Source organism: Dyadobacter sp. (genome assembly GCF_039919315.1).
Lineage (GTDB): Bacteria > Bacteroidota > Bacteroidia > Cytophagales > Spirosomataceae > Dyadobacter.
Window position 1 is genome coordinate 21,023 of the sequence record NZ_JBDSFX010000002.1, and the last position, 20,848, is coordinate 41,870.

Sequence of the window (20,848 nt, forward strand, 5' to 3'; positions counted from 1 at the left end):
AATGATCACGATACTAACCGTTATAACAGCACTTCTTGCTGGCACAATTCCATTTTTGCAAGTGCAAAAGGAGCTTGTAGAGAAAGCCGAAGAAGGGGAGAGAGAAAGAGAAGTGAATAAGATTTATCAAAAACTTCAAAACAAATCGGATACAATTGAGGCCAAATCTAGCTCGATTGAAATTAAATCAGATGCTATAATTGAATTACAGGCTGAGCTTGGCAGGAGAAATGAAAACATAATTTCTATGCAACGGAATGTAATCGATTTACAGAACAGTTTGAGTGAGTTTGTCACTGGTGGAGACGTTACACCTACGATCGGAGTTTTTGTACGCCGGAGGATTCTTTCTCCCGCTGGGGGATACACAGTAATGGTGTTTTTAGAAAATAATGGACATATACCATTGAGGGATGTGAGGTTGGACTTTTCAGCTAGTAGCCTATCTAAAGGAAACTTTGTAAACGAAAATTCAACCACTGACGCATACTTACCTTTTAAGGAAAGTAATCCTGTTAGCTTTGCCACACTACCACCAGGCTACCGTAAGAAAATCTACCAGATTGTGGTAGCCAGTGCTGAGATTCGTACACCAATTGATCAATTTTACCTTACTTTCGATGTTATCTATAACTCTAATTTCTATAATGTTGATGCGGGACTACGAATTAATAACAATGGTATATTCTCCCATCAGGAAGTAAAATATACGAGGAATATGTCTCCCATTGAGCCTAATAAATACATGAAATTGAAGTTTACATATGATTGGATAAAACCTCCTATGACAGGTTCACAAACTCCATAAATAACGTTGGTATTATGAAAAGGTGAATCATGTGCTTGTTTAATATTGAGCGTCCTATCTAACGCGGTGCTTCAAGTAGGAGCGTCCCTGTTGGTTGTTCAGGGACGCTTACAGTTATATTAGACTAGCAGACTTAGCATTGGTTTTCAACCTAAATAACTTTAAACACCTGTCCGGTTTGTCCTCCCAGCACACTTTTCACATAACCCTGTGCGACCCGGTGCATGGCTACTGGAATGTCGCCCGGGAAAAAGGGAAAGTATGACGGTGATTCTTCCACCACACCGGGCCCTACTGCGTTAATGCGGACACCGTTTTCGAGCTCCAAAGATGCTGATTTGACGAAGCCATTCAATGCGCCATTGATCGCTGCAACTGCTGCCCCGTATATGATCGGGTCGTCGCTCAGGGTTCCGGAAGTCAATGTAAATGAGCCTTTTGGATTAATGTATTTTTGACCTACCAACACGAGATTAACCTGCCCCATCAGTTTGCTATCAACACCTTTTCTGAATTCTGTTTCGGTCATTTGCGGAAGCGGGCCGAAATGGGCGTCTCCAGCCGTACTGACCAGCGCGTCGAAGTGACCTATTTTTTCGAATAAAGCTTCAATAGAAGCCAGGTCAGCCATGTCTATCTGGTAATCGCCGCTTTTTGATCCGACCTTAATAATTTCGTTGTTTGCTTCCAGCGCCTTCACGACATGTTTGCCGATAGTGCCTGTGGCACCTACAATAATGATTTTCATTGAGTACGATTGTTTTTTTGAGAGAGGAATTATTGAATACTTATACTTTTGGCAATTACTTACCTTTTTGTCAGATAATGATAAAAAAGTTAATAATTCGCAGAATGTGACTGCAACCATTTAAAGAAATTGCATCATTGAAACGTAAAATTTCAATATGGATAAAAGGTCAGACAATTTTTGGGAAGCTATTTACAGACAAAATATCGCCAAAATGATCGGTGTATGCTGCCGGTATACGCAAAACCGGCAGACTGCTGAGGATCTGGCGCATGATGCTTTTGTTGTTGCCATTGGTAAGGTTTCCACTTTTGAAAACAAGGGGCCATTCGAGGCGTGGCTACGACGCATCGTTGTCAATGTCGCATTGCAATACCTTCGCGAGCAAAAGAAGCATGAAAAGTTTATCCCTACCGCCTCATATTTTTCCATTTACGATGATATTCCAGAGGAGAATCCGGTAAGCGAAAATCTTACTTTTTCAGAGACAGAACTCTTAGCGGTTATAAACAATCTACCTGAACATCAACGACTTGTATTCAATCTTTACGTTGTCGATAACTTTACGCACGCTCAAATCGCAGTCGAGCTGGGCATTAGCGAGGGGACTTCAAAATCACATTTGGCAAGAGCCCGGAAAAAGATCCGCGAACTTCTTCATGATCAACTTCGTGAAAATAGAGAGCGGAAAAGAGGCATTCTGTTTTTGCTATTTCCCTATAAACTTTGGAATATTGACCACCTGTTTGCAGATACGTTAAGAGGTTTTTCGGTGCTACCCGAAAGGAAATTTTCGCTTAATAGACCTGATCTTAACGAAGCAACCATTCCGAAATATAAACCTGCTGTTATCTCAAATAAAATCTATCTGAAAACGGGTATTTGGGGAATTGCAACCGCGGTGATTTTAACAGGATCTTCCAATTTCTATTTCAATTCAAAAACAAAAAAGGATAGTTCGGTCATATCCGAAGTCGCTATTCCAACACCGGACAGTTTCGTCGAATTAGATTCAAATACTGGTGGGATTGATCAAAGTATATTTTCTGACTCCATGGCTGCCACCATTTCGGATAATCCCATCATAGTTGAAAAAACTAAAAATTCGGAACCAATGAAAAATTTAAACACTTTGGGAGGATTACTGATGGCAAGTCTGAGTTTCAACTCCACAAATCCGGCAAAAGAACTACCTGTTCAGTTAAAAAACCGGAATATCGAAGTACAAGCAGTTTCCAATTCAAATGTAATTGCAGAAAATGGCCCCGCAGCCGAAAAACTGGAAGTGAAATTGTCGCGGGGTACGTTTTACGCGCAGAAATTACTTTGGTCAGAAACCGGAAAACTTTATTTCCTGGGTGACAATGTAAAAGTGGATTTCAATACGAACAGATTTATAGGAAGCGGGCGTTTTTCATTCCTCGGAGATGTCAACCATCTTGTGATTAATGGCACCCCATTGAAAATGAACGAAGCGATTAACCTTTCGAACAAGAAATACAATCTTAACCAGCTCAATGCAGCGGAAGGGCTGAAAAAATATGGGAAAGATGGGGAAAATGGTGTCGTAGAAATTACTTTCGCCGAATGAAAAAAAGGGCGCCCCCAGATCAACCCGGGACGCCCTCTCTTCTAAACTCACGAATTCATAAACCCAAAAACTCAAAATCAAGCCAGATCAAACCGGTCCAGATTCATCACTTTTGTCCAAGCTGCTACGAAATCCTTCACAAATTTTTCCTGCGCATCAGCGCTTCCGTACACTTCTGCGATAGCTCTCAGCTCTGAGTTGGATCCAAACACAAGGTCGGCACGGGTGGCGGTCCATTTGGGTTGACCAGTACTTCGGTCACTTCCTAAATATAGCTCCCTATCGTCACCGATAGCTTTCCAAGATGTGTTCATATCAAGCAGATTTGCAAAGAAATCGTTGGTTAGATGGCCAGGACGCTGCGTAAACACGCCGTTTTTGGAACCATCGAAGTTCGTACTCAATGCGCGCAAACCACCCACTAACACGGTCAGTTCGGGCGCGCTCAGGGTTAGTAACTGAGCTTTATCGATCAGCAATTCTTCGGTGGATATAGAGAAACGGGTTCTGCTGTAATTGCGGAAACCGTCAGCCGCAGGTTCCAGGTAACCCACTGATTCTACGTCAGTTTGATCCTGCGAAGCATCCATACGGCCAGGCGTGAAGCCAACCGTGATCGGATGACCTGCATCGGCGGCTGCTTTTTCAACACCAGCGCTGCCAGCGAGTACGATCAAATCCGCCAGTGAAACTTTCTTACCGGTTGATTGCGTACCATTGAACTCGCTCTGAATGCTTGCGAGTATGCCCAGTACTTTTTGCAGCTGTGCAGGGTTGTTCACTTTCCAATCCTTTTGAGGGGCCAGGCGAATGCGTGCACCATTGGCGCCACCGCGCTTATCGGAGCCACGGAATGTACTGGCCGAAGCCCAGGCTGTGGAAACCAGTTCAGATACGCTCAATCCGGAAGCCAGTATGTTAGATTTCAATGCAGCAATGTCATTTTCATCCACTAATGCATGGTCAATTGCCGGGATAGGATCCTGCCAGATGAGCACTTCTGCCGGTACATCAGGCCCCAGGTAGCGTTCGCGCGGGCCCATGTCGCGGTGAGTGAGTTTGAACCACGCCCGGGCAAATGCGTCTGCGAATGCATCCGGGTTTTCCAGAAAGTGCCTGGATATTTTTTCGTATGCCGGGTCAAACTTCAAAGAAAGATCGGTAGTAAGCATGGTTGGTGCATGCTTTTTCGAGCTGTCGTATGCGTCAGGGATAATGTCGCCTGCATTTTTGGCAACCCATTGGTGTGCACCAGCCGGGCTTTTGGTCAATTCCCAGTCGAAGGCAAAAAGGTTTTCGAAAAAGTTGTTGCTCCATTGCGTAGGCGTTGTGGTCCAGATCACTTCCAATCCACTGGTAATGGCGTGCGCACCGCTGCCTGAACCATAGCTGTTTCTCCATCCCAAGCCTTGCAGCTCTACGTCAGCAGCCTCGGGCTCAACGCCAACATGATCGGAAGGGGCAGCGCCGTGGGTTTTGCCAAAGCTGTGTCCCCCTGCGATCAAAGCAACCGTTTCTTCATCATTCATGGCCATGCGGCCAAATGTTTCGCGGATATCTCTTGCAGCAGCAATCGGATCAGGATTACCGTCGGGGCCTTCGGGGTTCACGTATATGAGGCCCATGTGCGCGGCACCAAGCGGTGTTTCCAGGTCGCGTGTATGAATGTTACGTCCCGGATCTTCATCTGATGACACCACACCATGCCCGCTAACACCCGGCGAGCCATGTCCATAGCGATGGTCATTACCCAGCCAGGTATTCTCCGAACCCCAGTAAACATCTTCTTCGGGCTCCCACACATCTGGGCGTCCGCCTGCAAAGCCAAATGTTTTAAAGCCCATTGATTCCAGGGCGATATTACCGGTAAGGATCATCAAATCCGCCCAGGAAATGCTACGGCCATATTTTTGTTTGATCGGCCAAAGCAGTCTGCGCGCTTTATCAAGGCTCACATTATCCGGCCAGCTGTTCAATGGAGCAAAACGTTGCTGTCCTGCGCCTGCACCTCCGCGGCCATCGCCTACCCGATATGTACCCGCGCTGTGCCAGGCCATGCGGATAAACAATGGTCCGTAATGGCCGAAATCGGCAGGCCACCAGTCCTGTGAGTCGGTCATCAGGGCATGAAGATCTTGCTTCACTGCTTCCAGATCAAGGCTTTTGAAAGCTTTGGCATAGTCAAAATCATCGCCCATGGGGTTGGATAGGGATGAATGCTGACGCAGAATGTTGAGCTTTAACTGATTAGGCCACCAGTCACGGTTCCTGGTGCCGCCGCCGCCCACATTGTGCTGCATAGTGCCATTATGAAACGGGCATTTACCGATGTCATTTGAGTCGTTTTCCATTGTTACAAGTTCATGATTAATCTGATTGATACTGCCTCGGGTAACTGTGCAGGGTGGCAAGTTATAGTTTTGGATATAATAATCACAATCGATTAATTCTATATTTTAATAGTTAAAATCTATTTCGGCACCAGTCGTGCTCACCAATTACACACTAAAATCCCTCCTGATACCCAGCTTCTTCATTTTCGAACCCAGGGTAGTAGGGGGGATATTCAAAATTTCGGCTGCGCCGTCTACGCCTCTGATGCGACCGTTACACTTTTTCAGGACTTCCATGATATAGTCCCTTTCATTTTCGAAAATGGTTTTAAGCCGCACTTCTTCGGCTCTTTCAGAAATCTTTTTCGGTTGTTGTTCGGGAAGGTGAACGTGGTCGATCAGGTTATTTTTGGCGAGAAGCACACTTCTTTCCACTACATTTTCCAATTCGCGAATGTTGCCGGGCCAGCCGTAGGTAAGCAAGCTCTTCAAAACTTTGTCTGAAACCCCCGAAATTTTCCGTCCGGTTTTTCTGGAATATACCTGAACGAAGTGGTTGACAAGCAGTGGAATGTCCTCTTTTCTGTCGGCCAGAGACGGAAGCTGGATCGGAAATACATTGAGCCGGTAATACAGATCGAGCCGGAAACGCCCCTCGGCGACTTCTTTTTCCAGATTCCGGTTTGTGGCTGCAATAATCCTGATATTTACTTTGATCGGCGCTTTGCCCCCAATACGCTCAATTTCCTTTTGCTGCAAAACGCGAAGCAGTTTAACCTGCATTTCCAGCGGCATATCACCGATCTCGTCCAGGAAAATCGTGCCATTATTGGCTTGCTCAAACCGCCCGGTACGCTTTTCAGATGCGCCCGTAAAAGCACCTTTCTCATGACCAAAAAGCTCCGATTCAATGAGGTTTATCGGTAATGCGGCGCAATTGACCTTGATGAGCGCGCTGTCCTTTCTGGGCGAAAGTGCGTGGATACTATCCGCAACGCGCTCTTTCCCAGTCCCGCTTTCCCCCGTGATCAGTACGGAAGTATCCACCGGCGCGACCTGGCTGATCAGGTCAAACACCGCCGTTAGCTGCGGACTTTGCCCAATGATATCGTCGAAAACCGCATTAGGTGAGACTGAGGGCAGGGGAGGGGTCACGTGAGCAGAATTTGCACTGTTTGTGTTGCCTCCTCGGGCAAGCATATTTTGGGTAGCAAGCGTCAAAAATGGTCGTATGCGGTGCCCAAGCGCGACCTGATCCTGCGTAAAGGCATCTTCGCGACGGTTATAAAAGGTGAAAGTGAATGGTTTATCATTTTCGGAAGCCTGCGGCAGCGGCAGGCTTAGCATTGCATTCATGCCAAAAATAGTCGCGATAATCTTCCGCATGGAAGGTTCAGAAACTACTGATCTGAACTTTGCGTCATTGTAAAATTCAATGTCGGCACCTGCCGTGGTCTTGGATTGCAGCGACTCAATTTCACTCATTTTAAGATTGGAAATCACCTGGAGGCCAGCCAGCGTCATGATCTGATATTCATTGAAGCCTATCCTCAAAAAATGCAGGGTATTGGTTAACCCAGCATTGGTTTCGCCTGAAAAACCAGCCACCAAAAAATCAAACGAGATAAATGGCTGCAAAACCTGCGCGATCATCAGCAACTTTTGCTCCCAGTTGGCCTGACCGGTCGTGATGGTTGCCAATTGCGTTTGTAGCAATGTTTCTTTGCGGAGCTGTGATTCCAATCCGTTTTCATGATGGTACTGCGCAATCTGTAAGGCTACTAACAAGTCTTTTTCACGAAATGGTTTAACCAGAAAGCCATTCGGATGTGTTGCTTTTGCAGCATTCAGGACTTCTTCATTGGAATTGGCCGACAGATAGATGAATGGAATATTGGCCTCACGTAACTGCACGGCCAGATCGATACCGGTTCTTTTCCCCATTAAAAATATGTCCAGCAGCACAAGGTCCGGTTTTTCTTTTTCCAGAATCTCCTCTGCCTGCTCTACCGATCGCGCCACACTACAAACCGTGTATTCGGCCCGCTGCAACATGATGCGGAGGTGATTTGCTTCAATAAACTGGTCTTCAACGATGAGTATTTTTTGACTGGCCATCTTGCCTGTTAGGTTATTGCTAATTCAATTACGCTATCATATTGAAAATCAATTGATATTACGGTGCCATTATTGCTGCCAATACTTAACCGGCCGCCAATGTCGTCACAAAGTCCCTGGATGAGGGTCAGGCCAAGAGAACCCGATTTACTAATGCTAAAGTCAGGAGCAAGCCCAATGCCATTATCGGCAATAGTTAAGGTAAAATGCTGAGGAGCAAATTGTTTGAGACTAACCGTTATTTTTCCGTTGCGATATTTCGGGAATGCGTACTTGATGGAATTGGTGATCGCCTCGTTCAGGATCAGGCCCAGGGGAATCGAGTGACTGATATTCATTTCCAAACGTGCTATATCCAGCTCAAAAACGATGGTTGCAGCCGGATTGAGACTGTCTTTCAGAAACTGGACCAGTTCGTGTATATAGGAGGAAATGTCGATAGAAGAGAGGTTTTCGCTTTGATAAAGTTTTTGATGGATCATCGACATCGACTGTATCCGGTGCTGGCTTTCCGCGACGGCCATCCGCGCTTCATCTCCTTTCAGAAATTCGGATTGACTTTCCAGCAGACCAACGATCATGTGCAGGTTGTTTTTTACCCGATGGTGGATTTCTTTGATCAACCATTCCTTTTCAGTGAGCAAATGACCCAGCGTAATATTTTTGCTGTGAATCTCCTCCTGGCGTGCCGCCATATTTTTGTTATTCTTCTTAATAAGCCTGTAACCTGCTACCAGAAGGCCGATAATGATCAGCAGCAAAGCCATGCTGATAAAAGTGATGTTCTGAACAACCGAGGCCTGTTTGAGCATATCCAGCTGCAAATGTGACTGCTTGGTGAGCAGCTGAATATTTTCGTCCTTTTTTTCCATGTCATAAATGATTTCAAGCTGTCTGATCTGCCTGCTTTTCGTTTCATTGAAAATGGAATCTTTGAGGGAGCTGTATTTTTGATAATTGGCGATGGCAGATAAATAGTTTCCAGAAATAGAATCCAGTTGAGATTGCCAAAGGAGATTTCCGCAGATGTTTTTCAATGTCCCGGTGCTGTAAGCGAAGATTTTATGCAAGGCCAGATATTTTTTTGCTGCGGGATAATTGCCGCTTGCCAGGTAATACGGGATCAGGCTTTTGTGTATTTCGTTTGTTTCATTGTCTTTTGGAGACTGGGTAGTTTCAATTTGCCGTAACTCGTTCACATATTTTTCAGCTGCTTTAAATTGTTTTTGCTGGGTGAATAGCGATACGAAATTCCTATCCATCATCAATTTCTCAAACGTGGTCTGCAAAGGGTATTTTTTTACAACATCATTCAACAAAGCGATTGCTTCGGGGCGTCTGTCGAGCCTGCTCAATGCTGTCGCTGCATTGGAGGCAATTAGGTGAACGGATTCCGGATGTTCGTACTTCCTCGCGATCCGTAACCCTTCCTGATAGTGATCATAAGCTTTTTTATACTCGCCGATTGAGTTATAAGTAAGCCCGAGACGGTTGTGAAACGTGCACACCTGCAGGGTACTGTCGCCCAATTCTTTAGCATTGCGCAGCGCAAGCAATCCAAATTTGATACCCTCATTTGGTGCACCGAGATCAGCATATACCAACCCTAAAAGATCGTAGACTCCCATCAGACGTTTATATCTGACCTGTTGAAAATATTGCAAAGCTTGTTTTAATGCAGAGAGTGCCTGTTGGTGATTCCCCTGAAAAAAGTAGTGTTCACCAAGAGTGGTGGCGACCATCCCTTTCTTTAAAGTACTTCCCGCCAGACCAAATGCATTCAGAGATTTCTGAAAGAATCGGATCCGCTCACTGAGTTCAATTTCTGAAAAATTATAAAAGCTTGCCTGGCGGTAGTAGCTTTCTCCCAGCATCATATAGTTTTTCTGCCTGGAAAACAGGGCAATTGATTTTGCTCCCGCCTCTTTTCCTTTCTCCCGGAGATTGATCAATGGAAAAATGTCAGCCTGCTGAAAGTAAACTAACGCGAGACCTCTTTCAAAGGCCAGCGATGTTGCCAATTTTTTCGCAGCATTATTGTAAAACACAGCACTATCCAGTTCATTGGCAGTTCTGCCGGCCCGGTAAAAATATTGATCGCTTAATTGGATTGTCAGCATGACCCGGCTTGTGTCGGGCGGGCAGTTTCTGAGCTTTGCCAAAAGTGGCGCTGTATCCTTTGATGTAAAAGGTCCGAGGTACTGGCCGTAGGAAGACGAACAGACCATCAACGACGCAAAGAGCAACATCAGGACTTTCAGCATACACAAGCGCAAGTTTATAGGAGCGTCTAACAAAGCGTACCAGCATTTATGCAACAATATCTTGCAGACAGACAAATTGCATAATAGCTCAAATATCGCTCAGAAAAGGGTTTAAATGAGGTTTTTGTATTAAAATAAAAACACCAACTCATTGTAAAAACACAAATTAAACTTTTTTACCCAACGACATTTCGTCGGGCGAAACGTTTACAAACGAAATACAGTCGGATGTTCTCAATTTTTAAATTATAACGAGCTGTTTTACAATTAGTTATGCTTCGGCATCCTTTTGGATTTAGTCACGGAAACCAAAGGACAAAATGATGAACGATCAGGCAAAAACTATTTTATTTGTCACAGGTGCATTTGTCAGCAATGCGTGCTGGGACGAATGGAAACCCTATTTTGAAAAGCTGGGATACAAAACGCTGGCACCTTCCTGGCCCAATAAGGACGCGTCGGCGGAAGAGCTTCGCAACCGGCATCCCGATTCCGCTATTGCTTCAAACAGGCTGGCCGACCTGGTCGAATATTACGCGGAAATTGTTGCAAATCTGCCAGAGAAACCCATTCTGATCGGGCATTCTATCGGCGGGCTCATCACGCAATTGTTGCTTCAAAGGGGACTGGCCAAGGCTGGTATCGCCATCCATTCCGTGCCACCTCAGGGTATCATGACGTTCAGGTTATCATTTCTGATCGCTGGCTGGGGGCCGCTTGGTTTTTTTACGCCGACAAGCAAGACTTTCATGATGTCTTTCAAGCAGTGGCAGTACGGATTTACGAACGGGTTGCCTATTGAAGTGCAAAAGGAGGGATACTATAAGCTTGCAATTCCGGAGTCGAAACTGATTGTCCGGGACACGATTACCAGCGTTGCGAAAGTTGATTTTGCCAAACCGCACGCCCCACTGTTACTCATTTCCGGCACCGCAGACCATACCATTCCCGACTCGCTCAACTACGACAATTACCGCAAGTACAAATCCACCGGATCGGTCACAGACTACAAAAATTTCAATGGCCGGACGCATTATGTGCTTGGTCAGGAAGGCTGGCAGGAAGTGGCCGAATACATTCAAGATTGGTTGCAAACGATTTGTTAATGATTTGATTTTGAAGTTCTTACTTAATTTTTTACATCCCAAAACCAAAGTTTTATGAATACCGTACATTACTCAAAAGGCAGCTCGTCCATCGTTGCTAAATTACTATTAGGCCTATTGTCCCTGAGCCTTTGCTTTTCCATATTGGCTTGCAATACGGAAAAAGCAGGCGCAAAAGAAGAATCAAAAACAGACAGTACCTCTGCGGCAACCGACGTCAAACCCGCCGATCCGCCATCGAATTTCAAGCATGAAACCGCAATGGTCAACGGCGTGAACATTCACTATGTAATCGGTGGGAAAGGTGAACCATTGCTGCTGGTGCACGGTTTCGGGCAAAACTGGTACATGTGGAACCGCCTTTTGCCCGAGTTGTCCAAACACTTTACCGTCATCGCGCCAGATCTCCGCGGGGTAGGTGAGTCGGATAAACCGGACGGAGGGTATGACAAAAAAACAATGGCTACCGACCTGCACGAGCTTATGAAAAAGCTGGGTTACAGCAACATCAACCTCGCCGGCCATGATATCGGGCTAATGGTCGCCTACGCCTACGCTGCACAGTTCCCGACGGACGTGAAGAAACTGGCACTGATGGACGCGTTATTGCCGGGTATCGAACCAGTTTGGAGCCAGGTATCTGCTAGCGCATGGTGGTTTGGCTTTTTCGGCTGGCCTGCATCCGGAAACATTGTAGCTGGCAGAGAAAGGGAATTTTTAACCAATTTCTGGCCGATGGTAGGACATGTAAAAGAACCATTTACCAAAGAAGAAACGGACGAGTTTATACGTGCGTATGCGGTGAAAGGTGGTACTACCGGCGCATTTCACTGGTTTGGGAATTTTCCGCAGGATGGTAAGGATAATCTTGTATTTGCCAAAACAAAACTGACAATGCCATTGCTGGCACTGGGAGGCGAATATTTTGGAGCAGCATTTTTGAAAGATCATTCCAAACTGGTGGCTACCAATGTAAGTGAAGCTAAAATCATGGGATCGGGCCATTGGGTAGTCCAGGAGCAGACGGAGCAGGTACAAAAGGCACTGTTAGACTTTTTTCTCGCCAAATAAAACTCACTTACTGTTTCTATGAAAGCATTATTTCTTGCGATACTGCTGCTTGGTTATCAGGCAAGTATCGCCCAGCAAGCCGCAGACCTGATCGTTACCAATGCTAAAATCGCCACGATGGCCAAAGCCGGAGAGTTTGTCCAGGCGGTAGCTATGAAAGACGGTATGGTACTGGCGACAGGTACTTCAGCTAAAATCATGGCTGACTTTAAATCCGATCATACCAAAGTGATCGACGCGAAAGGTAAAACAGTGGTTCCGGGCATTAACGACAGTCATATCCATATTATCCGCGAAGGTTTGCATTTCAATAGCGAGCTACGCTGGGATGGCGTGAAAACATTGGCGAGAGCGATGGAAATGCTCAGAGAGCAGGCAGCCAGAACGCCGCCGGGTGTTTGGATCAAGGTAATTGGCGGTTGGAATGAATTTCAGTTTGAGGAAAAAAGGCAGCCTACATTGGCTGAGATCAATGCTGCCGTTCCGGATAAACCGGTTTTTATTACCTATTTGTATGGTAAAGCATTCGTCAATAAAAAAGGAATTGCAGTGCTGGGCTATGACAGCAAAACGAGTTATGAGGGTAGTCTGGTGGAGTTGGATGGCGAAGGAAATCCGACTGGAATGTTGTTTGCCAAAGAAACACCCAAGGCGATTTACATGACGCTCGGGCTTACTACCAAGCTTTCGCACGAGGAGAGATTGAACAGTACTTTGCAGTATTACAGGGAGTTGAACCGGTTTGGGATTACCAGCGCAGGCGACGCGGCAGGTGGTAGCCAGAATTACCCAAACGATTACGTGGTAGCATTGGAACTGGCCAAGGAGGGAAAACTAAACATCCGGACCTCTTATTTTCTATTCGCCCAGCAAAAAGGAAGAGAGTTGGAAGATTATGAAAAATGGGTAAAAGCCGCAATCCCCAACAAAAATGACCACATGCTCATGGCCAATGGTTACGCCACCGAAGGAGCGGGGGAAAACCTGATCGCCACAGCCGCAGATTTTGAAAACTTCCTCGAACCCCGCACCATCCTTTCCGACGAAATGGAAGCGGACCTGGAACCTGTGATTCGGTTATTGGTCAAAAATCGCTGGCCGTTTCGGTTGCATGCCACTTATGGCGAGTCGATTGAGCGAATGCTGGCGGTTTTTGAAAAGGTGAATAAAGAGATTCCGTTCAATGGATTAAGGTGGTTTTTTGATCATGCGGAAACCATTACTGATAGTCAATTGGAACGTGTGAAAAAGTTGGGTGGGGGAGTGGCCGTCCAGTTCAGGATGTACTACCAGGGAGAACTGTATGACAAATTGTATGGTAAAACCGATCGCCAGCTGCCGCCGATCAAGAAAATGCTTTCAATGGGCATTCCGGTCGGGATGGGGACCGATGCTACCCGAATTTCTACCTATAATCCGTGGATGGCACTTCATTGGTTATTGACGGGCAAAACCATTGGTGGTATGCAGTTCTGGCCAAAGGATCAGGTATTGGATAAATTTACTGCGCTGCATATATACACTTCCGGTAGCGCTTGGTTCACAGGCGAGGAAAAGCTGAAAGGCAAAATTGTGAAAGGAATGTATGCGGATATGGCGATTCTTTCAGAAGATTATTTTGCTACACCCATTGACGATGTCCGCAAAATCGAATCGCTGGTGACGATTGTGAATGGCAGGGTAGTGTATGCGGCAGGTGACTATAAATCGCTGGATATACCCGCGCCGGAAGTGATCCCGGCATGGTCGCCGGTGAAGTTTTATGGAGGTTATCAAAAGTAAAAAATCAGAAACCTATGATAGTGATAAAAAACGGGGTGCAATGGCTCACCCTGCAAGCGATTGTGCTTCTAATTGCCATTCAGGGCGCATTTTCCCAGATGCCCATGCCGCCGCACGTCCCGATATGGGATGCTAATCTGGTAACGTTAAAGCTGCATAAAATTGCAAATAACGTGTTTGCAGTAATTCCTGAGACAGCCGAAAAAGAAACAGCCAAAGGAATTCCCCAGGCGACCACCGCTGGTTTTATTGTAGGAGAAAAGGGAGTTCTGCTCATTGAAACCATGATGACCAAGAGGCTGTATGACCAGCTTTATGCATTGGTGCGCTCTGTGACGCCCAAGCCGATTTTATATGCAGTCAATACCAGCGATCATGGTGACCATTGTTTTGGAAATTACCTCCTGCCGTCGCAAACGCTGATCATTCAAAATGAATTCTGCAATGAAAATCTGACTAAAAACTACGACGGTATCAAGCAGTTTATGGTAACGCTTTTTGGTACAGGACGCGGCATTGAAGCCACAACTTTGCGTGTCGCGGATATGGTTATTCCAAAATATCAGAGCATGAAAATCGATATGGGTGCTGGTAATGTGGTCGAGCTGATCAATACGGGTACGGCCCAATCACCTGCGGACCTTTTTGTTAAGGTGAATGCAAGTGGTAAACATATCTGGTGGCTGGGAAATCCTTTTATTGCCGAAAGTCCCACCATTCCCTGGCTATTCGATGGTTATTTTCTTGAACCGGTCGATAATCTCAAAAAGATATACGCGATGATCGGTGACAATGATGTGGTGGTGCCGGGGCACGGACGCATTACCAATAAAGCCGGGATCAAATACACCATTGACTATGTCACGGCGCTCAAATCACACATTGAGCTGGCTGTGAAAGATAACCTAACATTAGAAGAAGTGCAGAAGAATGTGACAATGAAGGAGTTTGACAAGGGATATGTGCTCTTTGACTGGCTTCACCATCATTTCAATATTCCAAATGCGTTCAAGGACATTAGCAACAGCAAGACTAAACAATAGCCAGCTATGAAGCGACTTCTCCTTTTGCTTTTTGTGCTCGGTGCCCTGCAAACTTACGGGCAATATGTACCGATCAAAATGCTTCGCTACGATGAAAATTATGCAGCCCTAAGGTCGGATTCGACAGAGAACTTTTATCACGAGTTGAAGTTCACACCATTGTCGAAAGATGGCCGGACTTACATCAGTTTTGGCGGGGATGTGAGGTTTCAATATTATCACGTGATCAATGACGAATGGGGCGAACAACCGGACAAAAACTATGCGTATGTGTTCTCCCGTTACTTAGGCCATGCGGATTTCCATGCTGGCCAACATTTCAGGGCTTTTCTGGAATTGCAGAGTGGTATGGCCAATGCAAAGGCGAGTACGAGTCCGGCGGATGAGAATCCGCTGGATCTTCATCAGGCGTTTTTTGACCTGAACCTATTTTCCAAGAAAAAGAACAACCTGGTGCTGCGGGTAGGCAGGCAGGAATTGCTTTACGGTTCACAAAGGCTGATTTCGGTTCGTGAAGGACCAAATAACCGCCATGCTTTTGACGGTGTTAAAGCAATGTTTTCGGGCGTGAACTACAAAACAGATTTGCTTTACACCCATTATGTCGCTTCGAAAAAAGGTGTTTTTGACGACGGCTACAACAAGAATATCAAACTCTGGGGAGCATACATGGTGATGAACCAGGTACCATTGCTGCGGAATGTGGATCTGTACTATTTCGGTTTCGATAAAAAATCCAATACCTATGATGACGGCACCGGAAAAGAACTCAGGCACTCGGTAGGGACCCGGATTTGGGGAAAAAGTGGCCATTGGCGCTATGATTTGGAAGGAATTTACCAATTTGGTGATTTTGCAAAAAAGAAGATAACCGCCTGGACTGCATCCGCACACGTTGACTATATGCTGGATCATCTCAAATTCCAACCTGAGTTGGGTTTAAAGACGGAATTGATCAGCGGCGACAGAAATTTGGGCGATAACAAGCTCAATACCCTTAATCCGCTGTTTCCCAGAGGTGGTTATTTTGGTCTTGCGGCATTGATCGGGCCAGCGAACCTGGTAGACGTGCACCCTTCGGTGAATTTTTCATTTACCGAAAAATTCTCTCTGGATGTTGACTATGACGTTTTCTGGCGGTACAGCAGCAATGATGGCGTTTACGGTCCCAATGCGGCATTGATTTATTCAGGAGAAGGGATTTCGGATCAATTTATTGGCCAGCAATATTCCATGGCTGCCGATTATGTGACTAATCCGTTTCTGCGGTTTGGATGCGAGCTGACCTATTTCAAAACCGGAGATTTCCTTAAACAGGCCGGGCCTGGAAAAAACCTGCTGTTTCTGTGTTTGACGGCCGAATTGAAATTCTGATGACTGCGTATTTGCATAAAAAAGAGACCGCTGGTACCGAAGTTTTCTTCAAATAATAACTAGGTTTTGTTATAGTTTTTCTATAAATAAATCTGTAAATTAGGAGATGATAATCCTCAAATTCAGTTTGTTATGGAAACAGAACCCGTTCATCAGGGAGCGCCGACGTATATTGCCTCGGTCAGGCTCCTGGTTTGGCTGCTATTGTTCGTAACAATCCACGTAAAAGCACAGACGATCGTGGCATATCAGTCGGATTGGAAGTATCTGCAAAATGGAGTAGTTCAAAGTAATACGGGATGGGCGCAACCCGGATTTTCCGATGCCAGCTGGTCATCCGGCAATGCGCCCTTTGGATTTGGCAGCAATTCCGGTTACAGTTACAACACAACCCTTCAGAAAATCAACAGTAGCACAGGTAACAACCATCCGGTGTATTACTTCCGGAAAACTTTCCAGGTCAGTAATGCGGTTTCCTATGCTGGGATACGGCTTCGAGCGACTTTGGACGACGGCATGGTGATTTACATCGGAGGAGTGGAAGTAGCGCGGAAGAATATGACGCCAACTCATAGTGGGTATGCGGGTAATCCGGTGGGTAATCCCTTGCTGACGATTGATACAGTGCTTTCTGCCAGTAAAATCCAGAATGGGAACAATGTCATTGCGGTGGAGCTGCATCAAACTGGGGAGACAAGTTCGGACGTTTACTTCGATGTACAACTGGAAGGCCAGTCGGCATCCCTGTTTCGGTATCCGTATCTTCAACTCCCGTCCCATAACCGTATGACGGTGTTTTGGTATACCAATATTGCCACTAACGCCGTAGTCCGGTATAGCACCAATCCGGACCTTGAAATTTACAAGGAAGTGACGTCAGCATTGAACGATACGCTACATGATGTATCACTTTTGAATCTCACGCCCGACACCCGATACTATTACAGTGTGGGTTATTATACTGGATCTGAATATCGGCAATTGCAATACAATCCTGCGGTCAACTATTTCCGAACATTACACGATCCAAAGGTTGATACGACGCGTGCGGTGCGTTTCTGGCTGCTGGGCGATTCCGGGGCGGGTACGTACAAGAATCCGCGTCCCTATAAAGTCCGGGATGCTTACCTGGCCTACCTCAACGCTAAAAACAATCCGAAGGTCGACGGGATCATTTTCCTGGGTGACAATTCAAATACGTCCCCTTATGAGGGCCTGCAGATGGCATTGGATACGACCTTATTCAAGTTTTACAACAATCCTAAAGACAAGCAATTACTCTCATACATTCCTTCCTGGACGGTGATCGGTAACCACGACTATGGGCCCGATGTGAACTACGTCAACAAAGCAGGAACGACGCTCATGATCAGAAAAGCTTATCACAAACAAACTTCGGCGAGTTTTTCGGCCTTTGCTTTTCCCGAAAACGGTCAGATTGGCGGCGAACCTACTAATAACAAAAAAGGCTACTATTCTTTCGATCAGGGCAATGTGCACTTTGTGGTACTGAACCCTCCAGTGCTTGAATCGACGAATGTCAATGAAAACTGGGAAAGGAAGTTTCAATCCACAGGCTACTATGATCTTTACAGCAAAAATTCGATTGCTCTGGATGATTCTACCAATTCTCCCATTGACGACCTGCCGCAGGTCAAGTGGATGATAAAGGATTTGACCAATAACAAAAAAAAATGGACCGTGGTAACTTTCCATTTGCCACCATTTTCCACGATTGGGCATTTCCCTACCGAGTACGATATGAAGCGGGTTCAGGAAAAATTGCTGCCGATTCTTGAAAAACCGGAATACCATGTCGATGCGCTGATCGTATCGCATTCACACGCATACGAGCGCGCAGGCATGATCCGCAAAAAGGGTACACAGCCGCGCACGACCGACTTTTCCAGCGTTGGCAACCTGGGACGCTACCCGGCAAGCAAACCCTACGTCAAAACCAATAGTGAAACAGCCTACGCTTATGTACTTTCCGGATCAGCAGGACGCGGTTGGTATAACGTCAACAATACCAGTGAAAATGATGCGGGTTTCCCGCCAGGCGCTACCAATGTGAAGCATCCGAGTACTTCAGTTCCGCCACTCGATAACCTGACTGGGGACAACACGACTGATTTTTACCACATAAAAGGCGGCTCGGTAGAACTGGTTTTTCAGGAAAACCGGCTGGACGTCAAATTCATCAAAGAATCGGATGTATCGCCGCTTTACACGGTGGCCGACTCCTTTGTGGTGATGAAGGATGTAAGCAAGAAAAAAACCGTGTCGATCGTGAATGGCGGGGATGTGGCCAAGCTGACGGCGTCCTGGATAGGCGCCTACAACTGGTATTCGGCGCAACAGCCCAGTACGGTGTTGGCTTCCGGCATCCGGGACCTTAGCATTGGACCGGGGAGCACGAGTACTTTCTATGTCAGGGATCAGAATGGTTACCTTGCCGATACATTCATCGTCAATGTGACCAATCCGAAACCGATACCCACGGGAGATACGGTGATTTACTTCCGTTCTCAGTGGCTGTTTCCCCTTACTCCGGGCGCCCTGAGCAGAGGGATCCAACTTGACAAACAATGTGTGGCGCCCTGGTCATTTACAGCCCCTCCTTTTGAAATGCCTGCTCAGGCGATCATTGGCCTGGGGCATACTGACGAGACATACAGACTTCCGAATGCGTTGATTGAAAAAGTCCTCCTTCCTGTGGAAAAGTTATGGTTCAGGCGAAGTTTCATACTCAATGGCTCAACGCAGACCTATGCCAGTTTCAAGCTCACGCTGCTGAGGGACAAAAACCTGGCGAGCCGCAAATCTTACTCCACCATATTGCAGTTCATACTCATCAACGGTAAGGCGGTAGAAATTACTGCGACCGCCACCAAAGACGTCGCGAATGGGAGGGAAGAGGTTACGTATACATTGAGCAACAAAGGGTTTGTTTACGGGGTCAATTATATCCTGGTTAGCTACTATATCCAGCCACTTGGCGGAATGGTGTACCCGATTGTTGCAGCCAATGATCCATTCACATTCGACGGTCAGCTCATCAGCATACCTTCCGGAATTGCCCCGCCACCGGCGGGTACAAGGTTTCTTTTGAAAACGGTGACAGCAGGCACGCAAGCCTGCGCAGGAGACAGCCTGCCTGTGCAGTTCACAGCAGCAGGGAATGAATCGGGCTTTCCAATCGTGTACGAAGCGCGGCTTGTGACGGGCTCGGGTGACATTCCGGTGGGGGAGGGAACCACGTCGCCTATTTTCGCAAAACTTCCGGCTGATTTGAAAAAAGGCAAGTACATGATCAAGCTAGCCACCAAAAATGCATTTATGGACGACTTCAATGGCCCCGACATTGAGATCAATGAACTGCCCGGTGCCACTATTCCTGCTACCGAGCAGGTAACGGTCTGGAAGGGCGAGGCAGTCACATTTCCGGTGTCGTTTACAGGCATGGCCCCCTGGCAATATGTTTTGTCGGATGGTACTAATGGCAGCTCAGCTACTGCTGATACGGTTATCCAAATGAAGGCAGACAGCTCCGGACTTTATGCGTTGAGCACCGTTCGTAATGTATGCGGCGTGGGAAAGGTAACAGGCAGCAAGGCCGTGACAGCCAAAGAACCCTTCATTTCGATCGGGAGTTTATCCTGGCTAAGTACAGCCCCATTGAAAACAGCACTTTGTAACGGGGATTCTATCCTGGTTAATTATTCGATCATTGGCCCTGACAAGCAGCGTACATACGGAGCCGAGATTTCGGATGCCCAGGGAAGTTTTACGAATGCACTAAGCCTGGGTAATGGGGCTGCAAATCCTCTGATTGTGCGACTGCCGACGACACTCGGAGAAGGAGATCAGTATCGGATACGGATAAAAGCCGTGAACCCGGATGTTGACTTTACGCTCTCTCCCTCGGAGCCAATCATGACAAGGCAAACAGCGAAAGCAGAATTTACCCTTAGTAAAGCTATTGTCTTTCAGGGCGAGGAAATAAAGCTTAGCCTTGCACTCAATGGCACCCGGCCTGTTTATTATTATTTGCGGTACGGAACCGATACGCTTCGTGGAAGTACCAGTGAGCCGATGATCGAACGCCTACTCAACTTACAGCAAACCACTGCGTTTTCACTCGATTCGGTCCGTAATGTTTGTGGTTATGGGGCGGTTGATGGAACTCGCACGGTCACCGTAAGCCTGGTGTTAGGTGTGGATCCACTTTCTGGCCAGGGCATTGTTGCTTATCCCAATCCGGTTTCAAAGACATTGGTACTTAAAAACAAACAACAATGGACAGACACTGTCAGCTGGGGTGTTTTCGGCACCAATGGCAAGCTCATGCGCAAAGGTACCATTACACCAGTGCCAACCAATTCGTTGGAAATTGATATCCGCACCTTACCGACAGGCCTATACGTTTTGAAAATAGACCAGGGCAAACAACAGAATTCCTGGAAAATCGTCAAGAATTAGGTTTGTGAATTTCCCAAAGAGAAAGATCCGCGCCGGTCGTTCGGCGCGGATCTTTGAATTTAATCTTTGAAATATTACCGGCAATCTGCGCCAGCAAGGTCATATTTTGCAAGTCTATTTTACAACAG

Annotated in this window: 12 protein-coding genes; 8 read left to right on the forward strand and 4 right to left on the reverse strand. The window is 46.4% G+C overall.

Annotated elements, in window-relative coordinates; all coding sequences use genetic code 11:
- Position 1 precedes the first annotated feature (1 nt).
- Positions 2-808 carry a hypothetical protein gene (locus ABIO93_RS01480; RefSeq protein ID WP_348063668.1) on the forward strand — a complete coding sequence of 269 codons (807 nt, stop codon included), beginning with the start codon at positions 2-4 and terminating at the stop codon, positions 806-808.
- A 151-nt stretch (positions 809-959) separates the two neighbouring features.
- Here ABIO93_RS01480 and ABIO93_RS01485 read toward each other — a convergent pair whose 3' ends face one another.
- Positions 960-1,556 (reverse strand): short chain dehydrogenase, encoded by a 597-nt coding sequence (locus tag ABIO93_RS01485; RefSeq protein ID WP_348063669.1) that lies wholly within the window; start codon positions 1,554-1,556, stop codon positions 960-962.
- 157 nt (positions 1,557-1,713) lie between these two features.
- Between ABIO93_RS01485 and ABIO93_RS01490 the strand changes: the two genes are divergently transcribed.
- A complete protein-coding gene (locus ABIO93_RS01490; protein ID WP_348063670.1) occupies positions 1,714-3,147 on the forward strand; it encodes an RNA polymerase sigma factor in 1,434 nt (477 codons plus the stop codon).
- 77 nt (positions 3,148-3,224) lie between these two features.
- On the opposite strand, the gene katG is transcribed toward ABIO93_RS01490, so the two are convergent.
- From katG to ABIO93_RS01505, 3 genes are all read right to left on the reverse strand, one after another.
- The gene (gene katG, locus ABIO93_RS01495; RefSeq protein WP_348063671.1) at positions 3,225-5,498 is read right to left on the reverse strand and encodes a catalase/peroxidase HPI; all 2,274 of its coding nucleotides are present in this window, start codon (positions 5,496-5,498) and stop codon (positions 3,225-3,227) included.
- A gap of 147 nt (positions 5,499-5,645) precedes the next feature.
- The gene (locus ABIO93_RS01500; RefSeq protein ID WP_348063672.1) at positions 5,646-7,598 is read right to left on the reverse strand and encodes a sigma 54-interacting response regulator; all 1,953 of its coding nucleotides are present in this window, start codon (positions 7,596-7,598) and stop codon (positions 5,646-5,648) included.
- An 8-nt stretch (positions 7,599-7,606) separates the two neighbouring features.
- Positions 7,607-9,862, reverse strand: a complete 2,256-nt coding sequence (locus ABIO93_RS01505; protein WP_348063673.1) for a histidine kinase dimerization/phosphoacceptor domain -containing protein — start codon at positions 9,860-9,862, stop codon at positions 7,607-7,609.
- Between the two features lie 320 nt (positions 9,863-10,182).
- On the opposite strand from ABIO93_RS01505, the gene ABIO93_RS01510 reads away from it, so the two are divergent.
- The 6 genes from ABIO93_RS01510 (at position 10,183) to ABIO93_RS01535 (ending at position 20,720) form a co-directional block, all read left to right on the forward strand.
- Complete coding sequence (locus tag ABIO93_RS01510) at positions 10,183-10,968, forward strand: alpha/beta hydrolase (protein ID WP_348063675.1); 786 nt, start codon at positions 10,183-10,185, stop codon at positions 10,966-10,968.
- Positions 10,969-11,022: 54 nt separating this feature from the next.
- Positions 11,023-12,039 (forward strand): alpha/beta hydrolase, encoded by a 1,017-nt coding sequence (locus ABIO93_RS01515; RefSeq protein WP_348063677.1) that lies wholly within the window; start codon positions 11,023-11,025, stop codon positions 12,037-12,039.
- Positions 12,040-12,057: 18 nt separating this feature from the next.
- Complete coding sequence (locus tag ABIO93_RS01520; protein ID WP_348063679.1) at positions 12,058-13,821, forward strand: amidohydrolase; 1,764 nt, start codon at positions 12,058-12,060, stop codon at positions 13,819-13,821.
- Positions 13,822-13,835: 14 nt separating this feature from the next.
- Positions 13,836-14,864, forward strand: a complete 1,029-nt coding sequence (locus ABIO93_RS01525; RefSeq protein ID WP_348063681.1) for an MBL fold metallo-hydrolase — start codon at positions 13,836-13,838, stop codon at positions 14,862-14,864.
- 6 nt (positions 14,865-14,870) lie between these two features.
- On the forward strand, positions 14,871-16,238 hold the full coding sequence (locus ABIO93_RS01530) for an alginate export family protein (RefSeq protein WP_348063683.1): 1,368 nt from the start codon (positions 14,871-14,873) through the stop codon (positions 16,236-16,238).
- A gap of 132 nt (positions 16,239-16,370) precedes the next feature.
- Positions 16,371-20,720: a T9SS type A sorting domain-containing protein gene (locus ABIO93_RS01535; protein ID WP_348063685.1), complete on the forward strand. Its 4,350-nt coding sequence runs from the start codon at positions 16,371-16,373 to the stop codon at positions 20,718-20,720.
- Positions 20,721-20,848 lie beyond the last annotated feature (128 nt).

Bases quoted from the DNA above. Each gene is read 5' to 3' on its own strand.
- ABIO93_RS01530 (WP_348063683.1), top strand. From the start codon at position 14,871: ATGAAGCGACTTCTCCTTTTGCTTTTTGTGCTCGGTGCCCTGCAAACT.
- ABIO93_RS01525 (WP_348063681.1), top strand. From the start codon at position 13,836: ATGATAGTGATAAAAAACGGGGTGCAATGGCTCACCCTGCAAGCGATT.
- ABIO93_RS01520 (WP_348063679.1), top strand. From the start codon at position 12,058: ATGAAAGCATTATTTCTTGCGATACTGCTGCTTGGTTATCAGGCAAGT.
- ABIO93_RS01535 (WP_348063685.1), top strand. From the start codon at position 16,371: ATGGAAACAGAACCCGTTCATCAGGGAGCGCCGACGTATATTGCCTCG.
- ABIO93_RS01500 (WP_348063672.1), bottom strand. From the start codon at position 7,598: ATGGCCAGTCAAAAAATACTCATCGTTGAAGACCAGTTTATTGAAGCA.
- ABIO93_RS01485 (WP_348063669.1), bottom strand. From the start codon at position 1,556: ATGAAAATCATTATTGTAGGTGCCACAGGCACTATCGGCAAACATGTC.
- ABIO93_RS01510 (WP_348063675.1), top strand. From the start codon at position 10,183: ATGATGAACGATCAGGCAAAAACTATTTTATTTGTCACAGGTGCATTT.
- ABIO93_RS01480 (WP_348063668.1), top strand. From the start codon at position 2: ATGATCACGATACTAACCGTTATAACAGCACTTCTTGCTGGCACAATT.
- ABIO93_RS01515 (WP_348063677.1), top strand. From the start codon at position 11,023: ATGAATACCGTACATTACTCAAAAGGCAGCTCGTCCATCGTTGCTAAA.
- ABIO93_RS01490 (WP_348063670.1), top strand. From the start codon at position 1,714: ATGGATAAAAGGTCAGACAATTTTTGGGAAGCTATTTACAGACAAAAT.
- katG (WP_348063671.1), bottom strand. From the start codon at position 5,498: ATGGAAAACGACTCAAATGACATCGGTAAATGCCCGTTTCATAATGGC.
- ABIO93_RS01505 (WP_348063673.1), bottom strand. From the start codon at position 9,862: ATGCTGAAAGTCCTGATGTTGCTCTTTGCGTCGTTGATGGTCTGTTCG.